The following is a 21,350-nucleotide window of genomic DNA, read 5'->3' as shown; positions in this document are numbered from 1 at the left end:
GTAAAATAGGTCATGGAAAAAAAGAATAGATGTGCGACGCGTGCAGGACACAAAAACACCTTTTTATCGGAGTATTATTCGTGAATCAAAGTAATACTGCCACTATTCGTATTTCAGCAAAAGCCATCATTATTCACAAAGACCAGATTCTACTCGTCAGATATAAATCGGATTCAGATGAATGGTATACCCTTCCAGGTGGAGGACAACTGTTTGGAGAAACATTGACTCAAACATTGATTAGGGAGTGTCTTGAGGAGACAACATACAAGATTGAACCTGCACGGCTGGTATTTGTTAGAGAATATATAGGAAGCAATCATGAATTCGCTGAAGTTGATAAAGACGTCCATCAAATCGAATTGATGTTTCTTGCCTCGCTTGCCGATAAGAGTCCCGATATTCATAACCTAGCTATCAATGCGGATAGGGATCAAATAGGTGCTCAATGGATCAGTTTGGGGGATGTTATAAACCTGCCATTATTTCCTGCGGTTCTACGCCCTTTGGTTGTAGAAAAGCGTTTTTCCTCTGGTTCTCCTATCTATTTAGGGGATGTGAATTAAGACTGAGCGATGAAAATTTGTATCATAGGTCCATCTGGGGCAAGGAAGTCAACGGTCTTAAAAAATTAGCAAATGAATTCAATGGGTAATTCTCCCATTTTTCATAGAAGTTAAAAGTAGAATTTAAGCAGTGCGTAATACATGCTACTTAGGGGTATAACCCCCCAATGCCATATTGGGCCTTTCATGATTATAAAACCACTGCCATTTTGTTGCAGAGTCTTGTAATTCACTCAAGGAAGCAAATAAATATTGTCCCAGCCAGTCATAACGAACCGTTCAGTTATAACGCTCAACATAGGCATTCTGTTGAGGCTTACTCGGCTGGATAAAATTCAGCTGGATTTTATGTTTTTTGCCCAAGCCTGAAATTCAGTACTGGTGTACTCGGGCCCATTATCACAACGAATTGAAACCGGTTTGCCTCGCCATCACAAAATACGTTAATGTTACAAAATATTAATGATTCTATGGTGTATCTGCCCATTGCTGAAGCACAACAATACATTGCTGATCTCGCTAATCGTATGAGAGGGAATTTGCGGACAGAATGGGAAGGAAAACGCATTCCTATTGATGATAAAAGCATGTCTAAATTCGCAAGAGATAATCAGCATTATTTAACAAAACATATCACATCTTGTGCTTCTTTAGTTAAAGTATCAAAAGTGGCTTTGAGTCAAACGACTGATCAAGAACTTCGAAAAATGATTATGCAGTTTGGCCGTGCTACGGCGGATTTGCGTTATACCTATGAAGAAATTCTGACATTTACTAAAAATACTCACGAATCACCGAAAGTGCTTGAAGTCGCAGACCAATTCAATAAAGAAGATGTTCAGGCATTGATTAATTCTGAGCATCAGGCACTGGGTCTTGATAAACCTGTTTTTCATTGATGGTGATATTGTGGTTACTGTTTCCATTCATAAAAATATTGAATTACCGGTTGTTGCCAGACAATATGCAAGCCTTTTGAAAAATTGGAAAAATGGCGGATTGAGATCCGTTATTTTTGGTGATGAGGGACGCTGGGAAGATGCTTGTTGTGGCGCGTAAAAGTAACAGTTATCTATTCTATACGCGCCATTGGTGTGAGCCAGAAAAATACCAATTTATCAGCATCATGACGCCCAATGCACATGAATTTGCCAGAATGTCCTTTTTATCGGTACTGGTTGATCGTGTGCCGAAGATTTTCAGAATAGCTGAATGCTGCCGATTGTGCTGCTTTTTTCAGCCTGAATTCTATGTAATTGGAAAATGATTATATGGGAACAGTGAAGATGAAAAATACTATTACTGAAAAGTTTCTTAATCAATTTCATAAATGCTTTGACGGCAATTATTGGAATCTGAAAAAGACACATACATCTTCATACCTAATAATCCATTGACAACGTCTAAAAGAACATCTCCATTATCTGATGATGTGATGTTACAATAGAAATTATTTTTTATTGTATATACACGCCAATCATTTGTAACAAGCAGTATCCACCAATAATCCCGATCAGGAAAAAATAAACTTACATCATAAGTAATATCCATGACATATAGATGTTTTGTGATTTTGCTAATATTAGTTAAAATTTTATGTTCTTCTTTTTCACGGTCATTACCTCTGCGGTGACGTACTCTCACTGTCTGAAGATCGTCATCCCAATGAGTGGAGAGGAAAACCCTTCCTTTTCTTATATCAGACATAATAATTTCTCCTATATTATTCATAACTGTATTTTTAATTATTATTAAATAAATATTTAATAATAATTAGCGTTATTGGTTATAAGTGTTCTTGGCTAAAATCGTTTCTAATTTTAATCTTAAACTATTTATTTTAGTGTTCTCTTATATTGTGATCTATCACAATTGACTTTATCAAAGATTAAATCGATAGAGATGTGAGCCATATCTATTATTATAGAATTAGTATAATACAGGATTGTAATTTTTCTTTCTTTTTTTGAGAGGATTTTTTTATCATGTATTAAATGGTTATTTTTTATTATATATTATTGGGTTTTCTGTGGTGAAGAATAAGTAAGGCTAAAGTTGTAATGCCGCTCATTTAAGTGTGCTTTTGGCTTCTCAGAACAGTGGTATTATCAAGCTGTTTTTTCTTAGCTTATCATAGCCTTCTTTTGTTTTTCGACACTCACAAATAATATATTTATAAATATATCAAATTACCTCACAATTCCTCACAAAACTGCACAGTTTTTCTTGACATTCGAACCCCGCATAAAACCAGTACAGGCAAGCTTTCTCCGCTGATGTACAACTGCACAAAAACACCCTCTTTTAGTGCGCGGGCGAGGCGGGGGCAAGCGTGCTGGTAAACACATTTTTTGGGAAATCGTAATAATCGGAAAAAGCGCCATCACACCGCGCCAGTGAGACGCCCCAGCGCGTTGAATTCATCAGTCAGGGAAAGGCTAGCAAATAAAAAAACGCACACCGCGCCGATTACCCTCATTCAATCGCGCGGTGTGCGTAGGCATGATGGAATTGGAGGTTATTGTTTGCCGAGCAGGGCATAAGGTGCATAAGGTGCAAAGCGCACAACTTCTTGTCCTGCCCAGTTGTTAAACGATTTCAGGCTCTCCATGATGGGATTTCAGTTCATTGATGGCAAACATTTTTGCCGCTTTCTCAACGTCCTCGAAGTTGCCACTGCCCGTCGGTAAGAAACCCATCAGTTGCGGCGGGACACGGTGCCCGGCCAACAAATCATCGCGGGTCGCTTCCTTAACGTTGATAAATTCATCTTTGGCACTGATCTGACTGAAAGGCAGGATTTGCAGGCCGTCTTTCTTCCCGTTGGCCGAATAGACAAACAGGTTCTTAAATGCGCCCGCGCCGCCGGTGCCATCAATGGTGATGCCCAGCACGTGGTAGCGTTCAGTCAACTTGCGGATTTCATTGGCCTATTTCTCAAAAGCTATGCCACAAAATTGCAGGGATTCAATGATCCGCAATTTACCGCCCGTACCGATGGGATCTGCTCCGATATATACACCTTTGTGTCCCAGTGGTCGCGGGGCATAGGGTTTTCAGTCCGGCCAGACATTATCGTTATAACTATCAACCCTGCAGCTAATCAGCCAGTTATAATCAAAGGCCCGTTCGTCCGCTTTGACAGTAAGGCTCCGATCATCTCACCTTGCCGTTATCTGACAAAGCAAGGTGAGATGATCGGAGCCTTACGATGAAATGACATAAAATTTTACCTCTTCGGTTTGTGATGGGGATATGTTGCGACGACCGGCTGCGAGAATCACGCAATGCCGCCTGTCACCGTTCCGCGACACAGGGTGGGAGTTGTCTACGCGCCCGTAGTGCAGACTTCAGGGAAGAGTTAAATATCAAGCGGGAATACAATTGGCACGATGTCACTGTCGGCGATGTGGTGAGTGCCATCGCCGGGCGCTATAACCTGCAACCCGCTGTGAGCCACCAACTGATGAATATTTGACCACGCAGACCAGACCAATGAAAGCGACATCAGCTTCCTGTCCCGTATGGCGGCGTTGCTCGATGCCATTGCCACCATCAAAAATGGCCGGTTGTTACCTGTCCCCCAATGCGGCGCTGTGGCAAAAACTCGAACCAGCGAATGATGAGTGAAGAGACACGGCGCAGTTATCACCAGTGTCAAAATATTCTGTGCGGCTGCACGTTTACCACTATCACCACCATTGAGCATTACTTGACACTCCCCACTTCCCAGCAGTTACCGACTGATTTTAAAGTCCCGAAACTGGCACTTCCGGTCAGTCATTACGGTGATGAGTAGATTGGTTTTGGATTCTGAATAAAAAACAGCCCCAAATCGGGGCTTATTCTGTGTTTATTGTACAGGTAACTTATTATTCAGGCACCATTTCCATTATAATCTGCCCCGTATCTGATACTGTCACGTACGGTATTAGCGCTATAATTTCTCCTGTTTTTATATCTACCTTCGCCGCACGAGAATCTTCTAATATCCTTTCGAATATGCTTTTACCTTTGAATACTGTTTGTACTATGGCGTAAGGCTGTTGTTGATTGAGGACTAATCGGTAGTTTGTTTCAACATGTTGATAACTTGAAACATCAAACATATTACTTTTAATTGCTTTTTCTAACGGTCTGTAAGAGTTATCCTCGCGACTAAAATTTGAAACAAAGTTATCCAGATTGATTAAGTCATGAGGCGTATTTGAATCTTTTCTGAAATCATTGTCACACTCAAGAATTTCATCAAGTTTTAGCTTACCCGGTTTTGTATAATATTTTTGACTTAAGCAGTTGTAGAAAGAACCAGTAACAAGCTCATGCATTTTCTTGTAAGGAAAATGGTTTTCACCTGTGGAAGCGGTTTGCTTGTCATCGCTGCTGGCAAAGCTGGAAAAGTTAGTATCGCTGACAAAATAGTAGGTAACGATGCAAGACAGGACGAAAATAGCTACTCCTATTGCAGTTTCCGACTTTAATATGCTCGATCTTTTCTCCCCGCAGTGTGGGCATGCTTGTTCGTTCCGTGCAATTTCTCCCTTACACTTTTTACAATTTATTAGCTTCATAGAAATCAATCCCTATCCAATTTCGTTTGGTTATCCATTTCAATCAAATTAATTTATTGAATAAATATTACAAATGAGAATCTTTGGTTAAGGATGATACCGCATAGATGTGAAATTTATTTGATAGTTTTTGAGAAAGCCCCTCGAAAATCAGGAAGCATTTCCGTTCAGCCATTACGGTGATAAACAAGTTAGTTTGGGGTCTTAAGTCGATTCAGAGTAGGGACTGATAGATCTAGGTCACAGAAAAAAGTAATATTGTAGAAAATAAAAACCCCAAGTGTGTACGAGGGGTTTTTAGTTAAAAATTGTCGATAATGGTCTAGTGTGGACACTCTGTGGGCACAGACAGACATAAATTTATATATATCAATAGAATACAAGGATATTTTGAACACCATGCCAGTGTTACATAACCGTATTTCTAATAAAGAGTTGAAAGAGCGCATGTTGGCTGAAACTGAGCCGCGCACGACTATCTCTTTTTATAAATATTTTACTATTTCCGAACCACAGGCTTTTCGCGACAGTCTGTATCAAAAGTTTACCGAGTTATCTGTCTTTGGGCGGGTTTATATCGCCAAAGAAGGTATCAATGCACAGATTAGTGTACCTTCCAAAAATGTTGATGCGTTGAAAACATTATTGGAGGAGACTGATCCAGCATTATGTAATTTGCGCCTTAATATTGCGCTGGAAGATGACGGTAAATCATTCTGGGTATTGCGTCTGAAAGTGCGTGAACGCATTGTTGCTGATGGCATTGAAGATGAAACGTTTAATCCATCTAAAACAGGCGAGTACCTTAAAGCGGAACAGGTTAACCAAATGTTGGGTGATCCTGAAACTGTTTTTGTCGATATGCGTAACCACTACGAATATGAAGTCGGGCATTTCGAAAACGCGATTGAAGTTCCATCAGATACATTTCGTGAACAGTTGCCAATGGCTGTAGAAATGCTGAAGGACAATAAAGATAAAAATATAGTTATGTACTGTACTGGCGGAATTCGTTGTGAAAAAGCAAGTGCTTATATGCTGCATAACGGTTTTAACAAAGTCTACCACGTAGAGGGCGGCATTATTGAATATGCTCGTAAAGCGAAAGAACAAGGATTGCCAGTTCGGTTTATTGGCAAGAATTTTGTCTTTGATGAGCGTATGGGTGAACGTATTTCTGAAGAAATCATTGCGCACTGTCACCAATGTGGAGCGGCATGTGATAGCCACACCAACTGTAAAAACGATGGTTGCCATTTATTGTTTATCCAGTGTCTATCTTGTGCAGAACATTTCGAAGGTTGTTGCAGCGATTCTTGTTGTGAAGAGATGAAATTACCAGAAGACGAACAGCGTGCTCGTCGAGCAGGAAGAGAGAATGGGGCTAAGATTTTCAATAAATCCCGTTATCGGTTAAATGATGGTTTGAATATTACCTCACTGCAATCTATTAAGTAACCACTCTTATCTTGTAAGTTGTAGCTTTTTTGCCTGCATTTACTTACCCCAGTTACATAATTAGCTATGTGACTGGGGATTTCTATTGTTAATGTTTAATATAATCGAGCTGACAGTATACTGAGGTTTCTATTTTCTCAATCTCGGCCTGCAAAATGAGGATAAGTTGCTTCGCTACGCCTGTTGTTAACCATAACGTTTTGTCAACATTGATATTTTCTGTATTTTGATCTTGGGTGGATGAGTAATGAAGACGTATCATTATGGCATCATAGGCATTGACAGTGCTGATGTCCCAGCCTACAACAGGATGAGTCTGAATTATTTCATTGTTTTCCATAATAACCTCCTAATCAGACTACAGAATCATTATTGATATAATTGACTAAGAGCAACAGAACTCATCTAAGATGAGTCCCTCGCAGTATAAACCTTTTTGGCAAGCTAATAAGTGAAAAGAACGGGATTTTTTGCATTATAGCTGATAGGAATCATTGTAAGTCATTCCCGTAATTTATAAGGTCGTAATTTTGCGGAAATCAAGAACAATTTCCGCACGAGTGAGTGGTAGTAATAAAGCTTAGAGATAATGCTACTCACATACCTTTACATCCCATCTGGCATCTTCCCCAGCGAGGAATGGAATTAACTTTTCACCATCACATTCGATATATTCAACGACTGGGGTTGATTTGCGTGTGAGTTCGATAAAGCCATCATTAATTGGTAGGCCATAAAATGCGGGGCCATTTAGGGAACAGAAAGATTCAAAATATTCCATTGCTCCCATTTCTTCAAAAACAGTGGCATAGGCTGCCAGAGCGGTTGGAGCATTGAAAACACCTGCGCAGCCACAAGAAGATTCTTTGCTATGTAGTACATGAGGAGCCGAATCCGTACCTAAGAAAAAGCGGTTACAACCACTGGCAACTGCTGCTCGGAGTGCTTCTTGATGAGTATTGCGTTTCAGTACGGGTAAGCAGTAAAGGTGGGGGCGAATACCACCAACCAGCATATGGTTGCGATTGAACATTAAGTGCTGTGGTGTCAGTGTTGCACTTAATTTATCATTGCCTTCAAGAACGTATTCTGCGGCTTCTTTGGTTGTAATATGTTCAAAAACAACTTTTAATCCAGAGAACTGTTGGCGTAATGGTTCCATTACCTGTTCAATAAAGCGTGCTTCACGGTCAAAAATATCGATATGAGAGGCTGTGACTTCCCCATGGATCAGCAATGGCATGCCTATTTTTTCCATCGTTTCCAATAAGGGGTAGATCTTTTTGACATTAGAAACACCATGGCTGGAATTAGTTGTTGCATTAGCAGGATAAAGTTTGCAGGCAGTGAAGATTCCTTCTTTATAGCCAGTTTCAATTTGGTTGCTGGCTGTTGAATCTGTCAGATAGCAGGTCATAAGCGGTTGGAAGTGATGATCTGACGGAGTAGCTGCGATTATCCGTTCCTTATAGGCTTTGGCGCTGGCAATATCTGTCACTGGGGAAACAAGGTTGGGCATAACTATGGCCCGGCTAAAAAAACGGCTGGTATGAGGTACAATGGTTTTTAGCATATCCCCATCACGGAAATGGACATGCCAGTCATCAGGGCGGCGAATTTTAATTGTGTGTAATTCAGTGGTCATGGAACCGGCTCCAGAATATAGGTGAAAAATGGTGGATGCTGATTCAGCACTCCTTAAGCCGGAGGAAGATGATAAAGCGAAAATAGCTAAATAGCTATTATTGAATGATAATATTCTCTGAATTTTGGAAAATTAGAATTTTAAATTTATCTGGGTTAGGGTATTCAGAGGAAATTATCGTATCAAAAAAGGAAAATATAGAAATAACAACACGAGGGTGAATTGAATTTGGCTCCTCCAGCTGGACTCGAACCAGCGACATACGGATTAACAGTCCGCCGTTCTACCGACTGAACTATGGAGGAACTCCTTCAAGACGGGGCGAATATTAACGGTACTTTTCACATTTGTCAAAGCAGAAAATAACAATAAGTGTTTGATTGTTGATAATTTGTGCGTTTTGCTTTTTTTGACTTAAAATTGACTGTTTCACAATAAATTGGGAAATAGAAATAGGTCATAAGGACAAGGAGTAAGAAACCGAAGGAGAAAACAAGAAAAGAGATTTTAAAAATTGGTAACTTAAAAAGAGGAAAAATTCAAAACAGAAAGCAGAAAAGTGAAAAGCAGAAATTCAGAAAGCAAAGAACCTGATTAGCAAAACTAATCAGGTTCTTCAAAATACTTGGCTCCTCCAGCTGGACTCGAACCAGCGACATACGGATTAACAGTCCGCCGTTCTACCGACTGAACTATGGAGGAACTCCTTCAAAACGAGGTGAATATTAACGGCACTTTTTACGTTTGTCAAAGCAGAAAATAACAATAATTATTTGATTGCTTGTAATATGTACTTGTTGGGTTGTTTTTGATCTTTTTTGTGTTTTTGAATGGGATGATCACGTAAGAAAGGCGATTTGGAAAAAAGATATTCACATGAAATATTGAAATAAAAAAGAAACGGGGCATAAAGAAGATTACAACAAAAGCAAAAATCCCGACCAGCAAAGCTAATCGGGATTTTCAGAATTTGGCTCCTCCAGCTGGACTCGAACCAGCGACATACGGATTAACAGTCCGCCGTTCTACCGACTGAACTATGGAGGAATTGAGGTGTTCCTGAGAACGGGACGAATAATACAGTGAATGATTTGGCGTTGTAAAGCGAAAAAAAATAAAAATAGACTCAACCGGTTAAGTTGTCATCAGGATGACGTTTTTTTGTTGTTTTTTGACTAAAAAATATCTGATCTTTTGAAGATCTATTGGTCTTATAATCTTTAGTGACATGTTGTTTATCTTATTAAAATTCAACTTATTTTATGAATAACACTTTTATCTCTATTTTTTATAAGTATGAGCTAAATAAGCATATGCTGATCTCAAGAAGGAAAGATAAAAAAGCAAGAAGCATAAAAAAACGGCTTCCTGATTGGGAAGCCGCTTAGTACGGTTTAGACTAAATTATCTTTCTTAGTCTTAAGATCACGCTTGACTTATCTAGCGTGACATTTGAATTTGGCTCCTCCAGCTGGACTCGAACCAGCGACATACGGATTAACAGTCCGCCGTTCTACCGACTGAACTATGGAGGAATTGGGGTGTTCCTGAGAGCGGGCGAATATTAGCGATGAACTAGAATAGTGTCAACGCAAAAATTCTTTTTTCTTACTGTTTGCTCATCATGTGAGCTGCCTGATTTATCATTGTACTATTTTATTAAATCCCTGCGTTTTTATTAACCATATTAATGGGTTGAACATAAGGTGACTGTTCTGAGCAGGCGATCATAAACACATCATAAAAACAAATACTCTGTTTTCTATGCATGATATGTTTTATGTCGTCTTTGATTTCATCAGGTATTCTAGGATGAGTGAGTATCTTATTGATAGCTTTTTTAGAGACTTGCTCGTTGACAAACCACTCACCGTTATAACAGACACGTAAATCGAGTACGTCAATATCTTCGAAATGATAGATTGGTTTGATATCAAATAGCAGAACGGCTGCCATAGTGATAAAGACTAAAGTAAAGGTAAAAAGAGACCACGTGCCAAAATAGGGCGCGTACCACATGAGCATAGCAAGAAAAGCATAAGCGATAACCATCGCCAGACACAGGTAGGGATGGTGGCGAATAAAAATGCTGTTGAAATGCACTTTACCATCACGATGCTCTTTAAGATTGATCCGCTCAAGATCCTGAATCAATATCTGTTTTATGATTTTCATAATACTAACCCACTTATTTGTAGAAATAGTTTTGTAAAAAGTGCTGTAAAATTCGTGTTCGAGTTGAAAATTATGGCATTTTCAAGGTTAGCATGTCCTGAACCAACATCTGTATAGCAATTGCTTTAATTTATTTGGCAAATTGTTATTGTTGGCGAGCAATATCCGTATTTTTGAGGAGACAAAAATTGAATATATCAAATAAAATTATAAAAACACCTATTTATTATGTTATTTTGCTCTAATATTGAGCGTCTGAGTTTTTTTTAAAACGATAATACATAAAAAGGTTGCTATTCGTGTGCGTTAATGCGTTAATGCGTTTGGCCTGATTAACAGACCTACTTTATGTACGACATCTTGAGTTAATGAGTTATGTGTAAGTGCTATCCCTGGTAGCCTTTGTTGACCGTTTCCTTCTTAGTGCCTCCATAAGTAATAGCTGATAATGGCCAACACATGCCCGAGGTGGCGAGTTTTTTTTGATATATAGGAAAGTCAAATGTCTGACAAAATGAAAGGTCAAGTGAAGTGGTTCAACGAATCTAAAGGCTTTGGTTTCATCACTCCAGCTGATGGTAGCAAAGACGTATTCGTACACTTCTCTGCCATTCAAGGTAACGGTTTCAAAACTCTGGCAGAAGGCCAGGATGTAGAATTCACCATTGAAAGTGGTGCCAAAGGCCCAGCAGCAGCAAACGTAACTGCTATCTAATTTCGCCTTTATGCCTTACTAAGCTCGCCAGCACAAAATGCCGTGGCGGGCTTTTTGTCTTTCTGTGCCATGAAATTTATTTCACGAACTTTATCTTACATATTAAATTCTAAAGTTTTCTAGGTTTATTTATTTAGCTGATAAAAATAACGGAATGAAAATAATAGGATATCAGCCATGAATTAAAATCAGTTGTCATTGTATGACCGAATATTTTATAGTTAAAATTGTATAGTGTTGTTACTATTCAGTAAAATAGAAAGCCTTCACTGTTTTGCACAAATCTCCCCGGATTAAAATTTTTACTTGGTAATTTTAACTGTTTATATACCCCCAAAAATTCTATTGGAGATCGATTAATCGAACAGTCAAAGTTTTAGTTTAAGTAAAAAATAATCCAGTAATCTGTTCATTTCCCTTTCGATTTTCTGTTTACCTAAAATGGTGGCAGTACTACTTCAATTTCATGAGCCGCACCAACCCGAAGGAAAATTATCTGATATTAGGGTTCTATTGAGCTGGGTTCTTAGTGAGAGATTAACTGACGGTATATAGGGCGTACATGATGTGGTCATAACTCATTCCTTATTCTCTCCGGGATAGTACAAATAATCGAATTAAATATTCGGCCTCAGCATATTCCATGTACGATGAAGAGATACTCTCTTTAGATTATTCCTTACCTATTAGTTTCATAACGAATGATTTTTAATGGTTAAATTTTTATATGTAACAAATAGGAAAAATTTTCCTGCCTGTAATAATACTCTTATGAGTAGCAATAATCCTATGTGTAATAACGCTTTTATGTGCAGAAGCCATTGTAAAAACTTAACCAATAAGAACTCGGTGAATAAAGTTAGCTGATCAAGTATCTACATCTATTTACATGATTTTCTATATTTAATCGATTTCAAGTTATGCGCTAATCAATCAAGTACAAAATCAATAAATTTAGGTGATTAGAGTATATTTATCCATTTGATGTAATGGAGGATTTCATGTTGTTAACATCTATTGCTATGAATGCTTCTGAGGGAAATTCTAATCGTATTACTGTACAAATTATCTCTGGGGTTGGTTTTCTTGGCGATGGAGTAATCATATTCTCACTGACCTTAACGGTAGTATATTTCACAAGTGATTAATACAACAGTAACTGTATAGCGTTAGCTGGTTATTGATCCGTCTAATGCTGCCCATGATTGTCAGTTCTAAACTGACAAAGGGGCTATTCTTCACTGAGCTTGGTTAAATAGTGTCTACCAAAGTGGCCCTAAGAACTTAATGGATCAAGCAATTGTTAGGTATGGATGCGGTAATTCAGACATTGATTATCCCCTCAGCTACAGAAAAATTGATGAGTTACCTTTTGCTTTTGTTAGACGCAGGTTGTCAATTCCCATACAGGATTTGTATAGAAATCATCATTTGATCTGCAAGGATACCGCAGAAGAAATGCTATCAGTTTGCCCATCTATAAGGACAAAAGAGAAAATTATTTCTTTCACTGAAGAAAGTAGTAACAATGTAATAGAACTAGTTAAAAACTATAACGAACAAGCTTTCAGGGTGTTAATCATAGCAAGAGAGAGTTAAGTCTCGATGAAGTGAAACACCCACTTTCTGTTACTGACGAAAAGGAAATGGCCCTACAAAGTTTATTAGAATTTTTAGATCCACCAAAAGAAAGCGCTGTAATGGCAATTTTGGCATTAAGGCAAAATGGTATTTCAGTTAAGGTGCTTACCGGAGATAATCCTGTTGTTACCGCTAAAGTTTGTCTAGATATGGATTTAGATTCTGGAAATATTCTTATTGGTTCTGATATTTAACTAATGAGTGGTGAAAACCTTTCAAAAGAAGTGGAATTAAGGTTGGTCTTTTGTAAGTTAACCGCCCTGCAAAAATCACGCATTTTAAAGTCATTACAAAATAATGGTCATACGGTTGGTTTTCTTGGAGATGGAATAAATGACGTGCCAGCATTACGGGATGCTGATGTTGGAATTTCAGTTGATACAGCGCTGGATATCGTAAAAGAGTCATCAGATATCATTCTGCTTGAGAAAAATTTGATGGTATTAGAGGAAGAGGTAATTAAGGGAAGGGAAACGTTTGGGAATACCATCAGGTACTTAAATATGATGGCTAGTTCAAATTTTGGAAACGTATATTCTGTATTGGTTGCCAGTGCACTTATTCCATTTTTACCGATTTTAGCCATTCATTTGTTTGTACAAAACCTAATGTACGATATTTCACAACTGTCTTTGCATGGTAAAAAATGGACAAGGAGTTTCTGAAAACGCCATCGTAAATGGATGCAAAAAATATGTGTTTTATGCTTTGGATTGGCTTACATCATTTATCTTCAATATTACGACTTATGCTGCAATTTGGTATGTATTTGCAGCGAATAGTATAGAAAAGTAAGTATGATTTCAATCGGGGTGGTTTGTGGAAAGGCTATTGTCACAGACTTTGGTTGTACATATTTCTTGCACATAAAAAATTCCCTTTGTGTAAAGTACGGCAATATACCCTATTTTATTAATGATAATAATAATTGGACTAGGTATTTACATTCCATTCTCCGCATTTGGTACTCTAATTGGGTTACAGCCACTACCATGGGAATATTTTTCATGGTTAATTAGGGCAGTAATAAGCTACTGTATCATTGCCCAAATAATGAGGCAGTTCTACATTCATCGATTTGGTGAATGATTGTAAATAATTCTCATTAATTTATATCTTATTCTGTATGGATTAAGGGATTAGTCCATACAGAATGTATGTCTTTATGACTCTCATCATGATGAACTTTTTTCAAATATTTAGAATAGGTCTTGATGTTATTTTTTGAATATGAACCGTCTATCACAATATAAATGAATTTAAGGAGGTAATAGAGTTATATTTACCTGTTATTTTTTTTATTTGAAACGCCAATTTAATCTATCTATTGTTGTTTTTTTTAAAGTCAAATAGGATAAATTGCTTTTTTATATACGTTTTTATTTCTGTTTTTATTTCTTTTTATTCCGGGTTTTTTTCTTCTTTTAATTAGGTTTTATGTAATAAGATATTGTTACCAAATTTGCATTTGGGAATTATTTTGTATTTATATTTTTTGTTATTCAAGTGAATTAATTTTTAGCCAATACGCTACCTTGTTTTTGGGTTTGGCTGCCGGTTTGTTTGTTTTAGAAAATGGGGTAAAACATTTGTTATTCTTATCATTATGGGGATGAGAGAGAAATAAATTAATTAATTTTATTAATGTTTTGTGCGTGTAAGCTAGGCAATAGGAGGAAATAATCAGCAAAAGACGTTTAGTTAAATTTATGTCACAAACTGGCTATGTATGCGTTTATTTTGTTTAGATAAATTTATTAATTGTAATGGTGGAAAATAGCTTTGATAGCTCTTAGGGAGCCTGAATTTTGTTTAATTAGCAAAGTATTGCTAGTTGTGTTTGCTAGATGATGGAGATACAGATGTTTTTTTATTTCAATATCATACTGTATTTTATCTTATTTTTGTGATCTATGTGATGTTTGCGTTCAAAGTGAGGGTGAGAGCTTTCTTTCTTCTGCTTGAAAATAATACGATCATAAACTAAAAATGATCAGACTGATAGCTTTTTAATAACTAGTATTCACATATAATTAATAAATTAAGCATGACAATGATCTAAATCAAGTTATAGTGGAAGATGAGTGCCTACCCACATTATCAAGGCGCAAATTTTATTAACATACTGATAATTTAGCTAAAGGAGATATTTTTTATCGTTATTTTAAATTTATAAGTTTAATAGATCGTATAAAATAAAAAACAGTCCCTAATATTTTTATTTAGATAATTTAACTTATTAATTGTAGACTATTTCTCGTTTTTTGTTGCTTGAATAGTTAATGAGCTAGAATCATAATAAAAAGTATAAGTTTTGTGATCATGATCACATAGTATTTAAAATGACATATATTCTCCGTTGTATAAGTTGATGATTCAGGAGTAAAGTTAATTAGCATTAAGAATATTCTTAATCAATTTTGGCAAGTGCATTACCCAGATGACGCAATAATACTTTCACAACCCATTACCGAAATATTTTAGAAATTGGGCGATCCCAAGAGTAATACAAAGGACAGTTACTGCTCTGGCTAAAGATGTATATTTCAGTTATGTCGGAGATTATTGAATCTCATGCTACTGGTAATTTTGTCGTGAGTGATTCTTTGATCACTTAATTTAATTTTTTCATGTAATCGGACGGGATATATAGAAATGAGTACGGTTGAATTGCTCAAACATATTTATGACATAAATTTATCGTATTTGCTTTTAGCACAACGGCTAATTAACCATGAGAAAGCATCTGCGATGTTCCGTTTAGGTATTAGTGAATCGATGGCTGATACGTTGGCCGAGCTGACATTACCTCAGTTAGTAAAATTAGCTGAAACAAACCAACTGATTTGCCATTTTCGGCTTGAAGACCACGAAACCGTGCAGCAGTTAACTAAGGAATCGCGGGTGGACGATCTGCAACAAATTCATACAGGTATCTTGCTGTCTACTCATCTTTTTCAGCAATTATCTGCTCAGGGTGACACTTCAATCAAGAAAAGAGCGTAAAGATGGTTGAAAAAAGTATTGTTCAGGAAGCGAAAGATATTCAGTTGGCAATGGAACTCATCACTTTAGGCGCGCGATTACAGATGCTTGAAACTGAAACGAAACTAAGTAGAGGCCGACTGATCCGGTTGTATAAAGAATTGCGGGGAAGCCCTCCACCTAAAGGGATGTTACCTTTTTCGACGGATTGGTTTATGACTTGGGAACAGAATATTCATTCGTCAATGTTCTACAATGCTTACCGTTTTCTGTTGAAAAGTGGACATTGTGAAGGTGTAGAGGCTGTTGTCAAAGCTTATCGACTGTACCTTGAACAATGTCCTCCGAGTAGTGAAGAGGGGCCTATTTTGGCGTTAACCAGAGCTTGGACGTTGGTTCGTTTTGTTGGTAGTGGGATGCTACAGCCAACACAATGTCGCTGCTGTGGTGGAACTTTCATTACACATGCTCATCAGCCCGTAAATAGCTTTGTTTGTAGTCTTTGCCAGCCTCCTTCACGGGCAGTAAAAAAACGTAAACTTTCCCCTCAACTTGCCGATATTAATTCACAACTGCTGGATGGATTTGCTCAGCAAGCTATGTGAATTTAAATGGGAAAGTAAATGCAGGTTACAGGTTTGATAATAAACTCTGTAACCTGCTATCATACTTCTCTTCATTTGTCAATTCGCCCTGTTCAAATCCCATCTGCTCACCAACTTAGCTAAAGGATATCGCGTGTTAGTACTTTTAGGATATATAGTGGTTTTTGGTGCGGTAATTGGTGGCTACCTACTTGTCGGTGGTCACATGGGCGCACTTTATCAGCCAGCGGAATTTTTGATTATTGCAGGTGCAGGAATTGGCGCTTTTATCGTGGGCAATAATGGCAAGGCGATAAAGGCAACACTGCGTGTTTTACCAAAAGTATTGCGCAGATCAAAATACAATAAAGCGATGTATATGGATCTTATGGCGTTACAATTCCGCCTGTTATCCAAGTCTCGCCAGAATGGGCTGCTGGCTTTGGAGCGTGATATTGAAAATCCACAGCAAAGCGACATTTTCACACAATATCCCCGTTTGTTGAAAGATCAGTATTTGATGGATTTCATCACTGACTATATGCGCCTGATCATCAGCGGTAACATGAATCCCCATGAAATTGAAGCCTTGATGGATGAAGAAATCGAGACTTACGAACAAGAAAGTGAAGTACCAGCAACCAGCTTGGCAATGGTAGGAGATTCACTACCTGCATTCGGAATTGTTGCTGCCGTAATGGGAGTTGTTAATGCATTGGGATCTGCAGATCGTCCGGCAGGAGAATTGGGAGCGTTGATCGCACATGCGATGGTGGGAACATTCCTGGGTATTTTATTGGCTTATGGTTTTGTTTCTCCTTTGGCGACACTTCTTCGTCAACGCAGCAGCGAACAGCTCAAAATGATGCAATGTATCAAGGTGACACTGCTTTCCAGTTTGCATGGTTATGCACCACAAATTGCGGTTGAATTCGGTCGTAAAACATTATTCCTCACAGATCGTCCTTCATTCACAGAACTTGAAGAACATGTTCGTCGGGTTAAATCTCCTGTACAACAGGAAGTTGAAGAATAACTATGAAAGCGAATAATGTTTCCGTCGTCAGAATAAAAAAGCGTAAAAAACATAGTCTAGGCCATGCCGGCGGATCATGGAAGATTGCTTACGCTGATTTTATGACTGCAATGATGGCATTCTTCTTGGTCATGTGGCTGATATCAATTGCCAGCCCACAGGAATTGACCAGCATTGCAGAATATTTCCGTACCCCTTTGCAGGTAGCGATCAACAAAGGACAGCAAAGCAGTGATAGCACCAACCCGATCCCTGGGGGAGGGGATGATGTTTTCCAACAGGACGGGGAAGTTTTCCGTCAATCCAAATCCGTTGAAGCTAACGAAGAAACTCATCGCTTGAATCGATTACGCCAGCAACTTGACCAGTTGATTATTACCGATCCTCGTCTTAAAGAGCTACGTCCTCATCTATTGATTGACATGATGGATGAAGGTTTACGCATTCAAATTATCGATCGGGAAAATCGCCCAATGTTCATGATTGGCAGCTCAAAGGTTGAAAGCCACATGAGCAATATCTTGCGGGCAATTGCGCCGATCCTGAACGGTATTCCAAACAAAATTAGCCTTTCTGGTCATACCGATAGTTTACAGTATGCCAATGGTCAACGAGGTTACAGTAACTGGGAGCTTTCTTCTGATCGTGCCAATGCGTCAAGGCGTGAATTACTGATAGGTGGTCTGGATGAAGTCAAAGTCCTGCGGGTTGTGGGTATGGCATCCACTGTCAGTATGCAGAAAGGCATTGATCCTAATGCACCAGTTAACCGTCGTATCAGCATCATTGTATTGAATAAAGATGCAGAAAAAAGGATTGAGCAGGAAAACAGTGGCGGTAACGCCATGACCGCTAACAATAGTATGGATATGCAAGAAGTCATCAGAATGGATTCGAATGAGGGAACGACTGCTCAGCAACCCGCCGAACAATCCCATGTGACCATAAAACATGAAATCATAAAATTGGAACAGCCATCGGCTGAACCGTTGAGTGATACTAAGATGACAGAGTAAGTAACGATGGATATTACCGCGTTTTATCAGACTTTCTTTGATGAAGCAGATGAACTATTGGCTGATATGGAGCAGCATTTATTGCTGCTCAATGCCGATGAACCTGATCGTGAACAGCTGAACGCAATATTTCGCAGCGCCCACTCCATTAAAGGGGGCGCTGCGACTTTTGGTTTTACTAAGCTGCAACAGACTACGCATGTTTTGGAAAATCTGCTCGATAGTGCCAGACGTGATGAAATACGTTTGACTATTGACATTATCAACCTGTTTTTAGAAGCGAAAGATATTATGCAGCAACAATTGGATGCCTATAAAAGTTCTCAGGAGCCGGATGAAGATACATTCAATTATATCTGCGAGACACTGCGTCAACTTGCATTAGAACTACAGCAAGAGCAGCAGGAAGAAGCATTTTTTGCAGCAACATCTGCAGTTAAGGCTGAACTTATTACGGAAGACGTTGTAAACGAAGTTGAGGAAAAACAATCGGTAGCATCTGCACAGTCCGAAGAAAATCAATCCGAAGAAAATCAGCCAGAAGAGAAACATGTCTCGGCAGATAAATCCAATCATGGGCGGATACGTGTTCATTTATCTGGATTGAAAGAACGCGAAGTCAGTTTAATGAAGGATGAGTTGGGACATCTTGGTGAGATTTATGATGTAGAACAGACTACAAACAGCCTTGAAGCATCATTGATTACATCTGCGACAGAAGACGATATCACGGCTGTATTGTGCTTTGTTATTGAGCCTGAGCAAATAACTTTTTTACCAACAAATGAATCTCAATCGGAAAGCACGAACACTGAAACGGAACAAGATGCTGTAGCAAAAAGTGATGCTGTAGTAAAAATTGTAGCAGAAAATAGTACAGCAGGCAGTGGTGCGGAAAACAATAGTACGGAAAACAATAGTGCGGCAAACAGCAGCACAGCAAAAAATACGGCGGCAGAGGCTACCACAGCAGCAAATACAAATAATCCACAGCTGACTAATACCCCGAAAAAAACAGATGTACATGAAATCGGGCGTCCAGCTCCACGTCCAGCTGCGGGATCGCCACGTCAACGTGCGGAATCGTCCAGTATCCGTGTTGCCGTTGAAAAGGTTGATCAGCTTATCAATTTAGTGGGTGAATTGGTCATTACCCAATCTATGCTGGCACAGCACTGTAACGGTCTTGAACCGACAAAACACAGTGAATTACTCAGTTGCATGGCTCAATTACAGCGAAATTCCCGCGATTTACAAGAATCCGTCATGTCAATCCGCATGATGCCAATGGAATACGTTTTTAGCCGTTATCCGCGCTTGGTGCGGGATTTGGCTGGGAAACTCAATAAGAAAGTGGAATTGACACTAATTGGTAGTTCGACAGAACTGGATAAAAGTTTGATTGAACGGATTATCGATCCTCTGACGCATTTGGTACGCAACAGTCTTGACCACGGTATCGAAAGTCCGGAAAAACGTCTCGCGGCTGGAAAATCAGAAACTGGTAATTTGACGCTGGCAGCTGAACATCAGGGCGGAAATATCTGTATTGAAGTTATTGATGATGGTGCTGGTCTAAACCGAGAGAAGATCTTAGCAAAAGCACAATCTCAAGGTCTGAACGTCAATGAAAACATGAGCAACGAAGAAGTGGCGATGCTGATTTTTGCTCCCGGTTTCTCTACCGCAGAAGTGGTAACAGATGTCTCCGGCCGCGGTGTTGGCATGGATGTGGTCAAGCGCAATATTCAAGATATGGGCGGACAAATTCAGATTAACTTCCAAGAAGGGAAGGGAACTGTTATTCGCATTTTGCTGCCACTGACATTAGCGATACTGGATGGCATGTCGGTCAAAGTTAATGGTGAAGTTTTCATCCTGCCATTGAGTGCTGTGGTCAGTTCATTGCAGCCACAGGATGAAGATATTTATCCGTTGGCGGGTGATGAAAAGCTATTGCAGGTACGTGGTGAATATTTACCGCTACTTGAACTGTATCGCATATTCGATATCCCGAATGGAGTGACTGATCCAACGCAAGGTATTGCTGTCATTGTACAGAGTGCCGGGCGTCGTTATGCATTGCTGGTGGATAAACTGGTGGGGCAGCATCAAGTTGTTGTTAAAAATATTGAGAGCAATTACCGCAAAGTACCGGGTATTTCGGCTGCCACCATTATGGGGGATGGTAGTGTTGCGCTCATCATTGATATTCCTGCTTTGCAGAAACTTAACCATGAGCAGTTGGCTGAGCGCAAAGCGGATTTGGTGAATAACAAATAAGATTATCCAATCACACTAAAAGGTAACATCATGTCAGCCATAGAAGAATTAAATAAATTATCGGGCGAAACGACCGGAAAGGAATATCTGGTTTTCACTTTGGGTGACGAAGAGTATGGAATTGAAATACTGAAGGTGCAGGAAATTCGCGGTTATGATCAAGTTACCCGCATTGCGAATACACCTGATTTTATAAAAGGGATCACCAACCTACGCGGAGTGATTGTTCCCATCATTGATTTGCGGATCAAATTCTCGCAGGAAGATATCACGTATAACGATAATACCGTAGTGATTGTCCTGAACTTGCTTAACCGTGTTGTTGGAATTGTAGTTGATGGTGTGTCTGACGTGCTGGCCCTGAAAGAAGATCAGATTTGTCCTGCACCAGAATTTGCAGTTACTTTATCAACAGAATACCTAACAGGGCTTGGTTCTCTTGATGAACGGATGTTGATTCTGGTTGATATCGAAAAACTTCTCAACAGTGAAGAAATGGCATTAGTTGATTCAGTCGCCAAAGATTGATGTTTTGGGCTGCTGCAATAAAAAACAGCAGCCTTTTTGTATATAGAAAACCCCCTGCTAGGCAGGGGGTTCTGTAGAGCTTTCAGCTATAAATCCGCTATAAAAACCCCTTTTGATTTGTTAAAACACCTTGCGGTCTGGCAACTG

20 protein-coding genes, 4 tRNA genes and 4 pseudogenes are annotated in these 21,350 nt (G+C 38.9%); 17 read left to right on the top strand and 11 right to left on the bottom strand.

Features of this window, described 5'->3' with window-relative positions:
* Positions 1 to 80 precede the first annotated feature (80 nt).
* Positions 81 to 566, top strand: a complete 486-nt coding sequence (locus tag PSI23_RS12685) for an NUDIX domain-containing protein (protein WP_273555436.1) — start codon at positions 81 to 83, stop codon at positions 564 to 566.
* Positions 567 to 710: 144 nt separating this feature from the next.
* On the opposite strand, the pseudogene PSI23_RS12680 reads toward PSI23_RS12685, so the two are convergent.
* Positions 711 to 997: pseudogene (locus PSI23_RS12680) on the bottom strand (integrase core domain-containing protein); the annotation flags it as partial.
* 15 nt (positions 998 to 1,012) lie between these two features.
* Here PSI23_RS12680 and PSI23_RS12675 point away from each other — a divergent pair.
* Genes PSI23_RS12675 through PSI23_RS12665 form a run of 3 tightly spaced genes read left to right on the top strand, consistent with a single transcriptional unit; the run spans position 1,013 to position 1,833 of the window.
* Entirely contained in the window at positions 1,013 to 1,465 is a 453-nt protein-coding gene (locus PSI23_RS12675; protein WP_273555435.1) for a hypothetical protein, read from the top strand.
* The gene (locus PSI23_RS12670; protein WP_273555434.1) at positions 1,443 to 1,625 is read left to right on the top strand and encodes a hypothetical protein; all 183 of its coding nucleotides are present in this window, start codon (positions 1,443 to 1,445) and stop codon (positions 1,623 to 1,625) included. Before PSI23_RS12675 ends, PSI23_RS12670 begins: the two co-directional genes overlap by 23 nt.
* Complete coding sequence (locus tag PSI23_RS12665; RefSeq protein ID WP_306309589.1) at positions 1,588 to 1,833, top strand: type II toxin-antitoxin system YafO family toxin; 246 nt, start codon at positions 1,588 to 1,590, stop codon at positions 1,831 to 1,833. Before PSI23_RS12670 ends, PSI23_RS12665 begins: the two co-directional genes overlap by 38 nt.
* A gap of 47 nt (positions 1,834 to 1,880) precedes the next feature.
* On the opposite strand, the gene PSI23_RS12660 is transcribed toward PSI23_RS12665, so the two are convergent.
* Both PSI23_RS12660 and PSI23_RS12655 read right to left on the bottom strand, forming a co-directional pair.
* Positions 1,881 to 2,273: a hypothetical protein gene (locus tag PSI23_RS12660; RefSeq protein WP_273555432.1), complete on the bottom strand. Its 393-nt coding sequence runs from the start codon at positions 2,271 to 2,273 to the stop codon at positions 1,881 to 1,883.
* An 811-nt stretch (positions 2,274 to 3,084) separates the two neighbouring features.
* A pseudogene (locus PSI23_RS12655) lies at positions 3,085 to 3,448 on the bottom strand (phage portal protein); the annotation flags it as partial.
* Between the two features lie 12 nt (positions 3,449 to 3,460).
* Between PSI23_RS12655 and PSI23_RS12650 the strand changes: the two are divergent.
* The 3 genes and pseudogenes from PSI23_RS12650 to PSI23_RS12640 all read left to right on the top strand — a co-directional run bounded on the left by PSI23_RS12650 (position 3,461) and on the right by PSI23_RS12640 (position 4,365).
* The gene (locus PSI23_RS12650; RefSeq protein ID WP_273555431.1) at positions 3,461 to 3,781 is read left to right on the top strand and encodes a hypothetical protein; all 321 of its coding nucleotides are present in this window, start codon (positions 3,461 to 3,463) and stop codon (positions 3,779 to 3,781) included.
* Between the two features lie 113 nt (positions 3,782 to 3,894).
* Positions 3,895 to 4,141 (top strand): annotated as a pseudogene (locus PSI23_RS12645) (phage late control D family protein); the annotation flags it as partial.
* Positions 4,142 to 4,152: 11 nt separating this feature from the next.
* A complete protein-coding gene (locus PSI23_RS12640) occupies positions 4,153 to 4,365 on the top strand; it encodes an ogr/Delta-like zinc finger family protein (protein WP_306309586.1) in 213 nt (70 codons plus the stop codon).
* 73 nt (positions 4,366 to 4,438) lie between these two features.
* On the opposite strand, the gene PSI23_RS12635 is transcribed toward PSI23_RS12640, so the two are convergent.
* Entirely contained in the window at positions 4,439 to 5,137 is a 699-nt protein-coding gene (locus PSI23_RS12635; protein ID WP_273555430.1) for a hypothetical protein, read from the bottom strand.
* A 399-nt stretch (positions 5,138 to 5,536) separates the two neighbouring features.
* Here PSI23_RS12635 and trhO point away from each other — a divergent pair, with 399 nt between their 5' ends.
* Complete coding sequence (trhO, locus tag PSI23_RS12630) at positions 5,537 to 6,595, top strand: oxygen-dependent tRNA uridine(34) hydroxylase TrhO (protein WP_273555429.1); 1,059 nt, start codon at positions 5,537 to 5,539, stop codon at positions 6,593 to 6,595.
* Between the two features lie 88 nt (positions 6,596 to 6,683).
* Here trhO and bssS read toward each other — a convergent pair whose 3' ends face one another.
* The 7 genes from bssS to PSI23_RS12595 form a co-directional block, all read right to left on the bottom strand.
* On the bottom strand, positions 6,684 to 6,938 hold the full coding sequence (gene bssS, locus PSI23_RS12625) for a biofilm formation regulator BssS (protein ID WP_273555469.1): 255 nt from the start codon (positions 6,936 to 6,938) through the stop codon (positions 6,684 to 6,686).
* A 249-nt stretch (positions 6,939 to 7,187) separates the two neighbouring features.
* Positions 7,188 to 8,240 (bottom strand): dihydroorotase, encoded by a 1,053-nt coding sequence (pyrC, locus tag PSI23_RS12620; protein ID WP_273555428.1) that lies wholly within the window; start codon positions 8,238 to 8,240, stop codon positions 7,188 to 7,190.
* Positions 8,241 to 8,469: 229 nt separating this feature from the next.
* Positions 8,470 to 8,545, bottom strand: a tRNA-Asn gene (locus PSI23_RS12615).
* Between the two features lie 321 nt (positions 8,546 to 8,866).
* Positions 8,867 to 8,942 (bottom strand) — tRNA-Asn (locus PSI23_RS12610).
* A 269-nt stretch (positions 8,943 to 9,211) separates the two neighbouring features.
* Positions 9,212 to 9,287 (bottom strand) — tRNA-Asn (locus PSI23_RS12605).
* 412 nt (positions 9,288 to 9,699) lie between these two features.
* Positions 9,700 to 9,775 (bottom strand) — tRNA-Asn (locus PSI23_RS12600).
* Positions 9,776 to 9,899: 124 nt separating this feature from the next.
* On the bottom strand, positions 9,900 to 10,415 hold the full coding sequence (locus PSI23_RS12595) for a YlaC family protein (protein ID WP_273555427.1): 516 nt from the start codon (positions 10,413 to 10,415) through the stop codon (positions 9,900 to 9,902).
* Between the two features lie 502 nt (positions 10,416 to 10,917).
* Between PSI23_RS12595 and cspE the strand changes: the two genes are divergently transcribed.
* The 9 genes and pseudogenes from cspE to cheW all read left to right on the top strand — a co-directional run bounded on the left by cspE (position 10,918) and on the right by cheW (position 21,203).
* Entirely contained in the window at positions 10,918 to 11,130 is a 213-nt protein-coding gene (gene cspE / locus PSI23_RS12590; protein ID WP_045958852.1) for a transcription antiterminator/RNA stability regulator CspE, read from the top strand.
* Positions 11,131 to 12,131: 1,001 nt separating this feature from the next.
* Positions 12,132 to 12,278 carry a hypothetical protein gene (locus PSI23_RS12585; RefSeq protein WP_273555426.1) on the top strand — a complete coding sequence of 49 codons (147 nt, stop codon included), beginning with the start codon at positions 12,132 to 12,134 and terminating at the stop codon, positions 12,276 to 12,278.
* A 97-nt stretch (positions 12,279 to 12,375) separates the two neighbouring features.
* Positions 12,376 to 13,860 (top strand): annotated as a pseudogene (gene mgtA / locus PSI23_RS12580) (magnesium-translocating P-type ATPase); the annotation flags it as partial.
* 1,566 nt (positions 13,861 to 15,426) lie between these two features.
* Complete coding sequence (gene flhD, locus PSI23_RS12575) at positions 15,427 to 15,777, top strand: flagellar transcriptional regulator FlhD (RefSeq protein WP_092518968.1); 351 nt, start codon at positions 15,427 to 15,429, stop codon at positions 15,775 to 15,777.
* Between the two features lie 2 nt (positions 15,778 to 15,779).
* Entirely contained in the window at positions 15,780 to 16,361 is a 582-nt protein-coding gene (gene flhC, locus PSI23_RS12570) for a flagellar transcriptional regulator FlhC (protein WP_273555425.1), read from the top strand.
* Between the two features lie 133 nt (positions 16,362 to 16,494).
* Positions 16,495 to 17,376, top strand: coding sequence for a flagellar motor stator protein MotA (gene motA, locus PSI23_RS12565; protein WP_273555424.1), 882 nt, complete (start codon positions 16,495 to 16,497; stop codon positions 17,374 to 17,376).
* 2 nt (positions 17,377 to 17,378) lie between these two features.
* Positions 17,379 to 18,392, top strand: coding sequence for a flagellar motor protein MotB (motB, locus tag PSI23_RS12560; protein WP_273555423.1), 1,014 nt, complete (start codon positions 17,379 to 17,381; stop codon positions 18,390 to 18,392).
* Between the two features lie 6 nt (positions 18,393 to 18,398).
* Entirely contained in the window at positions 18,399 to 20,675 is a 2,277-nt protein-coding gene (gene cheA / locus PSI23_RS12555) for a chemotaxis protein CheA (protein WP_273555422.1), read from the top strand.
* A gap of 30 nt (positions 20,676 to 20,705) precedes the next feature.
* On the top strand, positions 20,706 to 21,203 hold the full coding sequence (gene cheW / locus PSI23_RS12550) for a chemotaxis protein CheW (RefSeq protein WP_273555421.1): 498 nt from the start codon (positions 20,706 to 20,708) through the stop codon (positions 21,201 to 21,203).
* Positions 21,204 to 21,350: the final 147 nt, after the last annotated feature.

This window comes from Xenorhabdus yunnanensis (genome assembly GCF_028598805.1).
GTDB lineage: Bacteria > Pseudomonadota > Gammaproteobacteria > Enterobacterales > Enterobacteriaceae > Xenorhabdus > Xenorhabdus yunnanensis.
Note: the sequence above shows the minus strand (reverse complement) of the source record. Positions and strands in the feature narration are given on the sequence as shown.

Excerpts from the sequence above, each read along its gene's own strand:
- PSI23_RS12585 (WP_273555426.1), top strand. The coding sequence starts at position 12,132 with ATGTTGTTAACATCTATTGCTATGAATGCTTCTGAGGGAAATTCTAAT.
- PSI23_RS12635 (WP_273555430.1), bottom strand. The coding sequence starts at position 5,137 with ATGAAGCTAATAAATTGTAAAAAGTGTAAGGGAGAAATTGCACGGAAC.
- trhO (WP_273555429.1), top strand. The coding sequence starts at position 5,537 with ATGCCAGTGTTACATAACCGTATTTCTAATAAAGAGTTGAAAGAGCGC.
- cheA (WP_273555422.1), top strand. The coding sequence starts at position 18,399 with ATGGATATTACCGCGTTTTATCAGACTTTCTTTGATGAAGCAGATGAA.
- cspE (WP_045958852.1), top strand. The coding sequence starts at position 10,918 with ATGTCTGACAAAATGAAAGGTCAAGTGAAGTGGTTCAACGAATCTAAA.
- PSI23_RS12665 (WP_306309589.1), top strand. The coding sequence starts at position 1,588 with ATGAGGGACGCTGGGAAGATGCTTGTTGTGGCGCGTAAAAGTAACAGT.
- flhD (WP_092518968.1), top strand. The coding sequence starts at position 15,427 with ATGAGTACGGTTGAATTGCTCAAACATATTTATGACATAAATTTATCG.
- PSI23_RS12640 (WP_306309586.1), top strand. The coding sequence starts at position 4,153 with ATGCGGCGCTGTGGCAAAAACTCGAACCAGCGAATGATGAGTGAAGAG.
- pyrC (WP_273555428.1), bottom strand. The coding sequence starts at position 8,240 with ATGACCACTGAATTACACACAATTAAAATTCGCCGCCCTGATGACTGG.
- PSI23_RS12675 (WP_273555435.1), top strand. The coding sequence starts at position 1,013 with ATGTTACAAAATATTAATGATTCTATGGTGTATCTGCCCATTGCTGAA.
- PSI23_RS12595 (WP_273555427.1), bottom strand. The coding sequence starts at position 10,415 with ATGAAAATCATAAAACAGATATTGATTCAGGATCTTGAGCGGATCAAT.
- PSI23_RS12660 (WP_273555432.1), bottom strand. The coding sequence starts at position 2,273 with ATGTCTGATATAAGAAAAGGAAGGGTTTTCCTCTCCACTCATTGGGAT.
- motB (WP_273555423.1), top strand. The coding sequence starts at position 17,379 with ATGAAAGCGAATAATGTTTCCGTCGTCAGAATAAAAAAGCGTAAAAAA.
- flhC (WP_273555425.1), top strand. The coding sequence starts at position 15,780 with ATGGTTGAAAAAAGTATTGTTCAGGAAGCGAAAGATATTCAGTTGGCA.
- cheW (WP_273555421.1), top strand. The coding sequence starts at position 20,706 with ATGTCAGCCATAGAAGAATTAAATAAATTATCGGGCGAAACGACCGGA.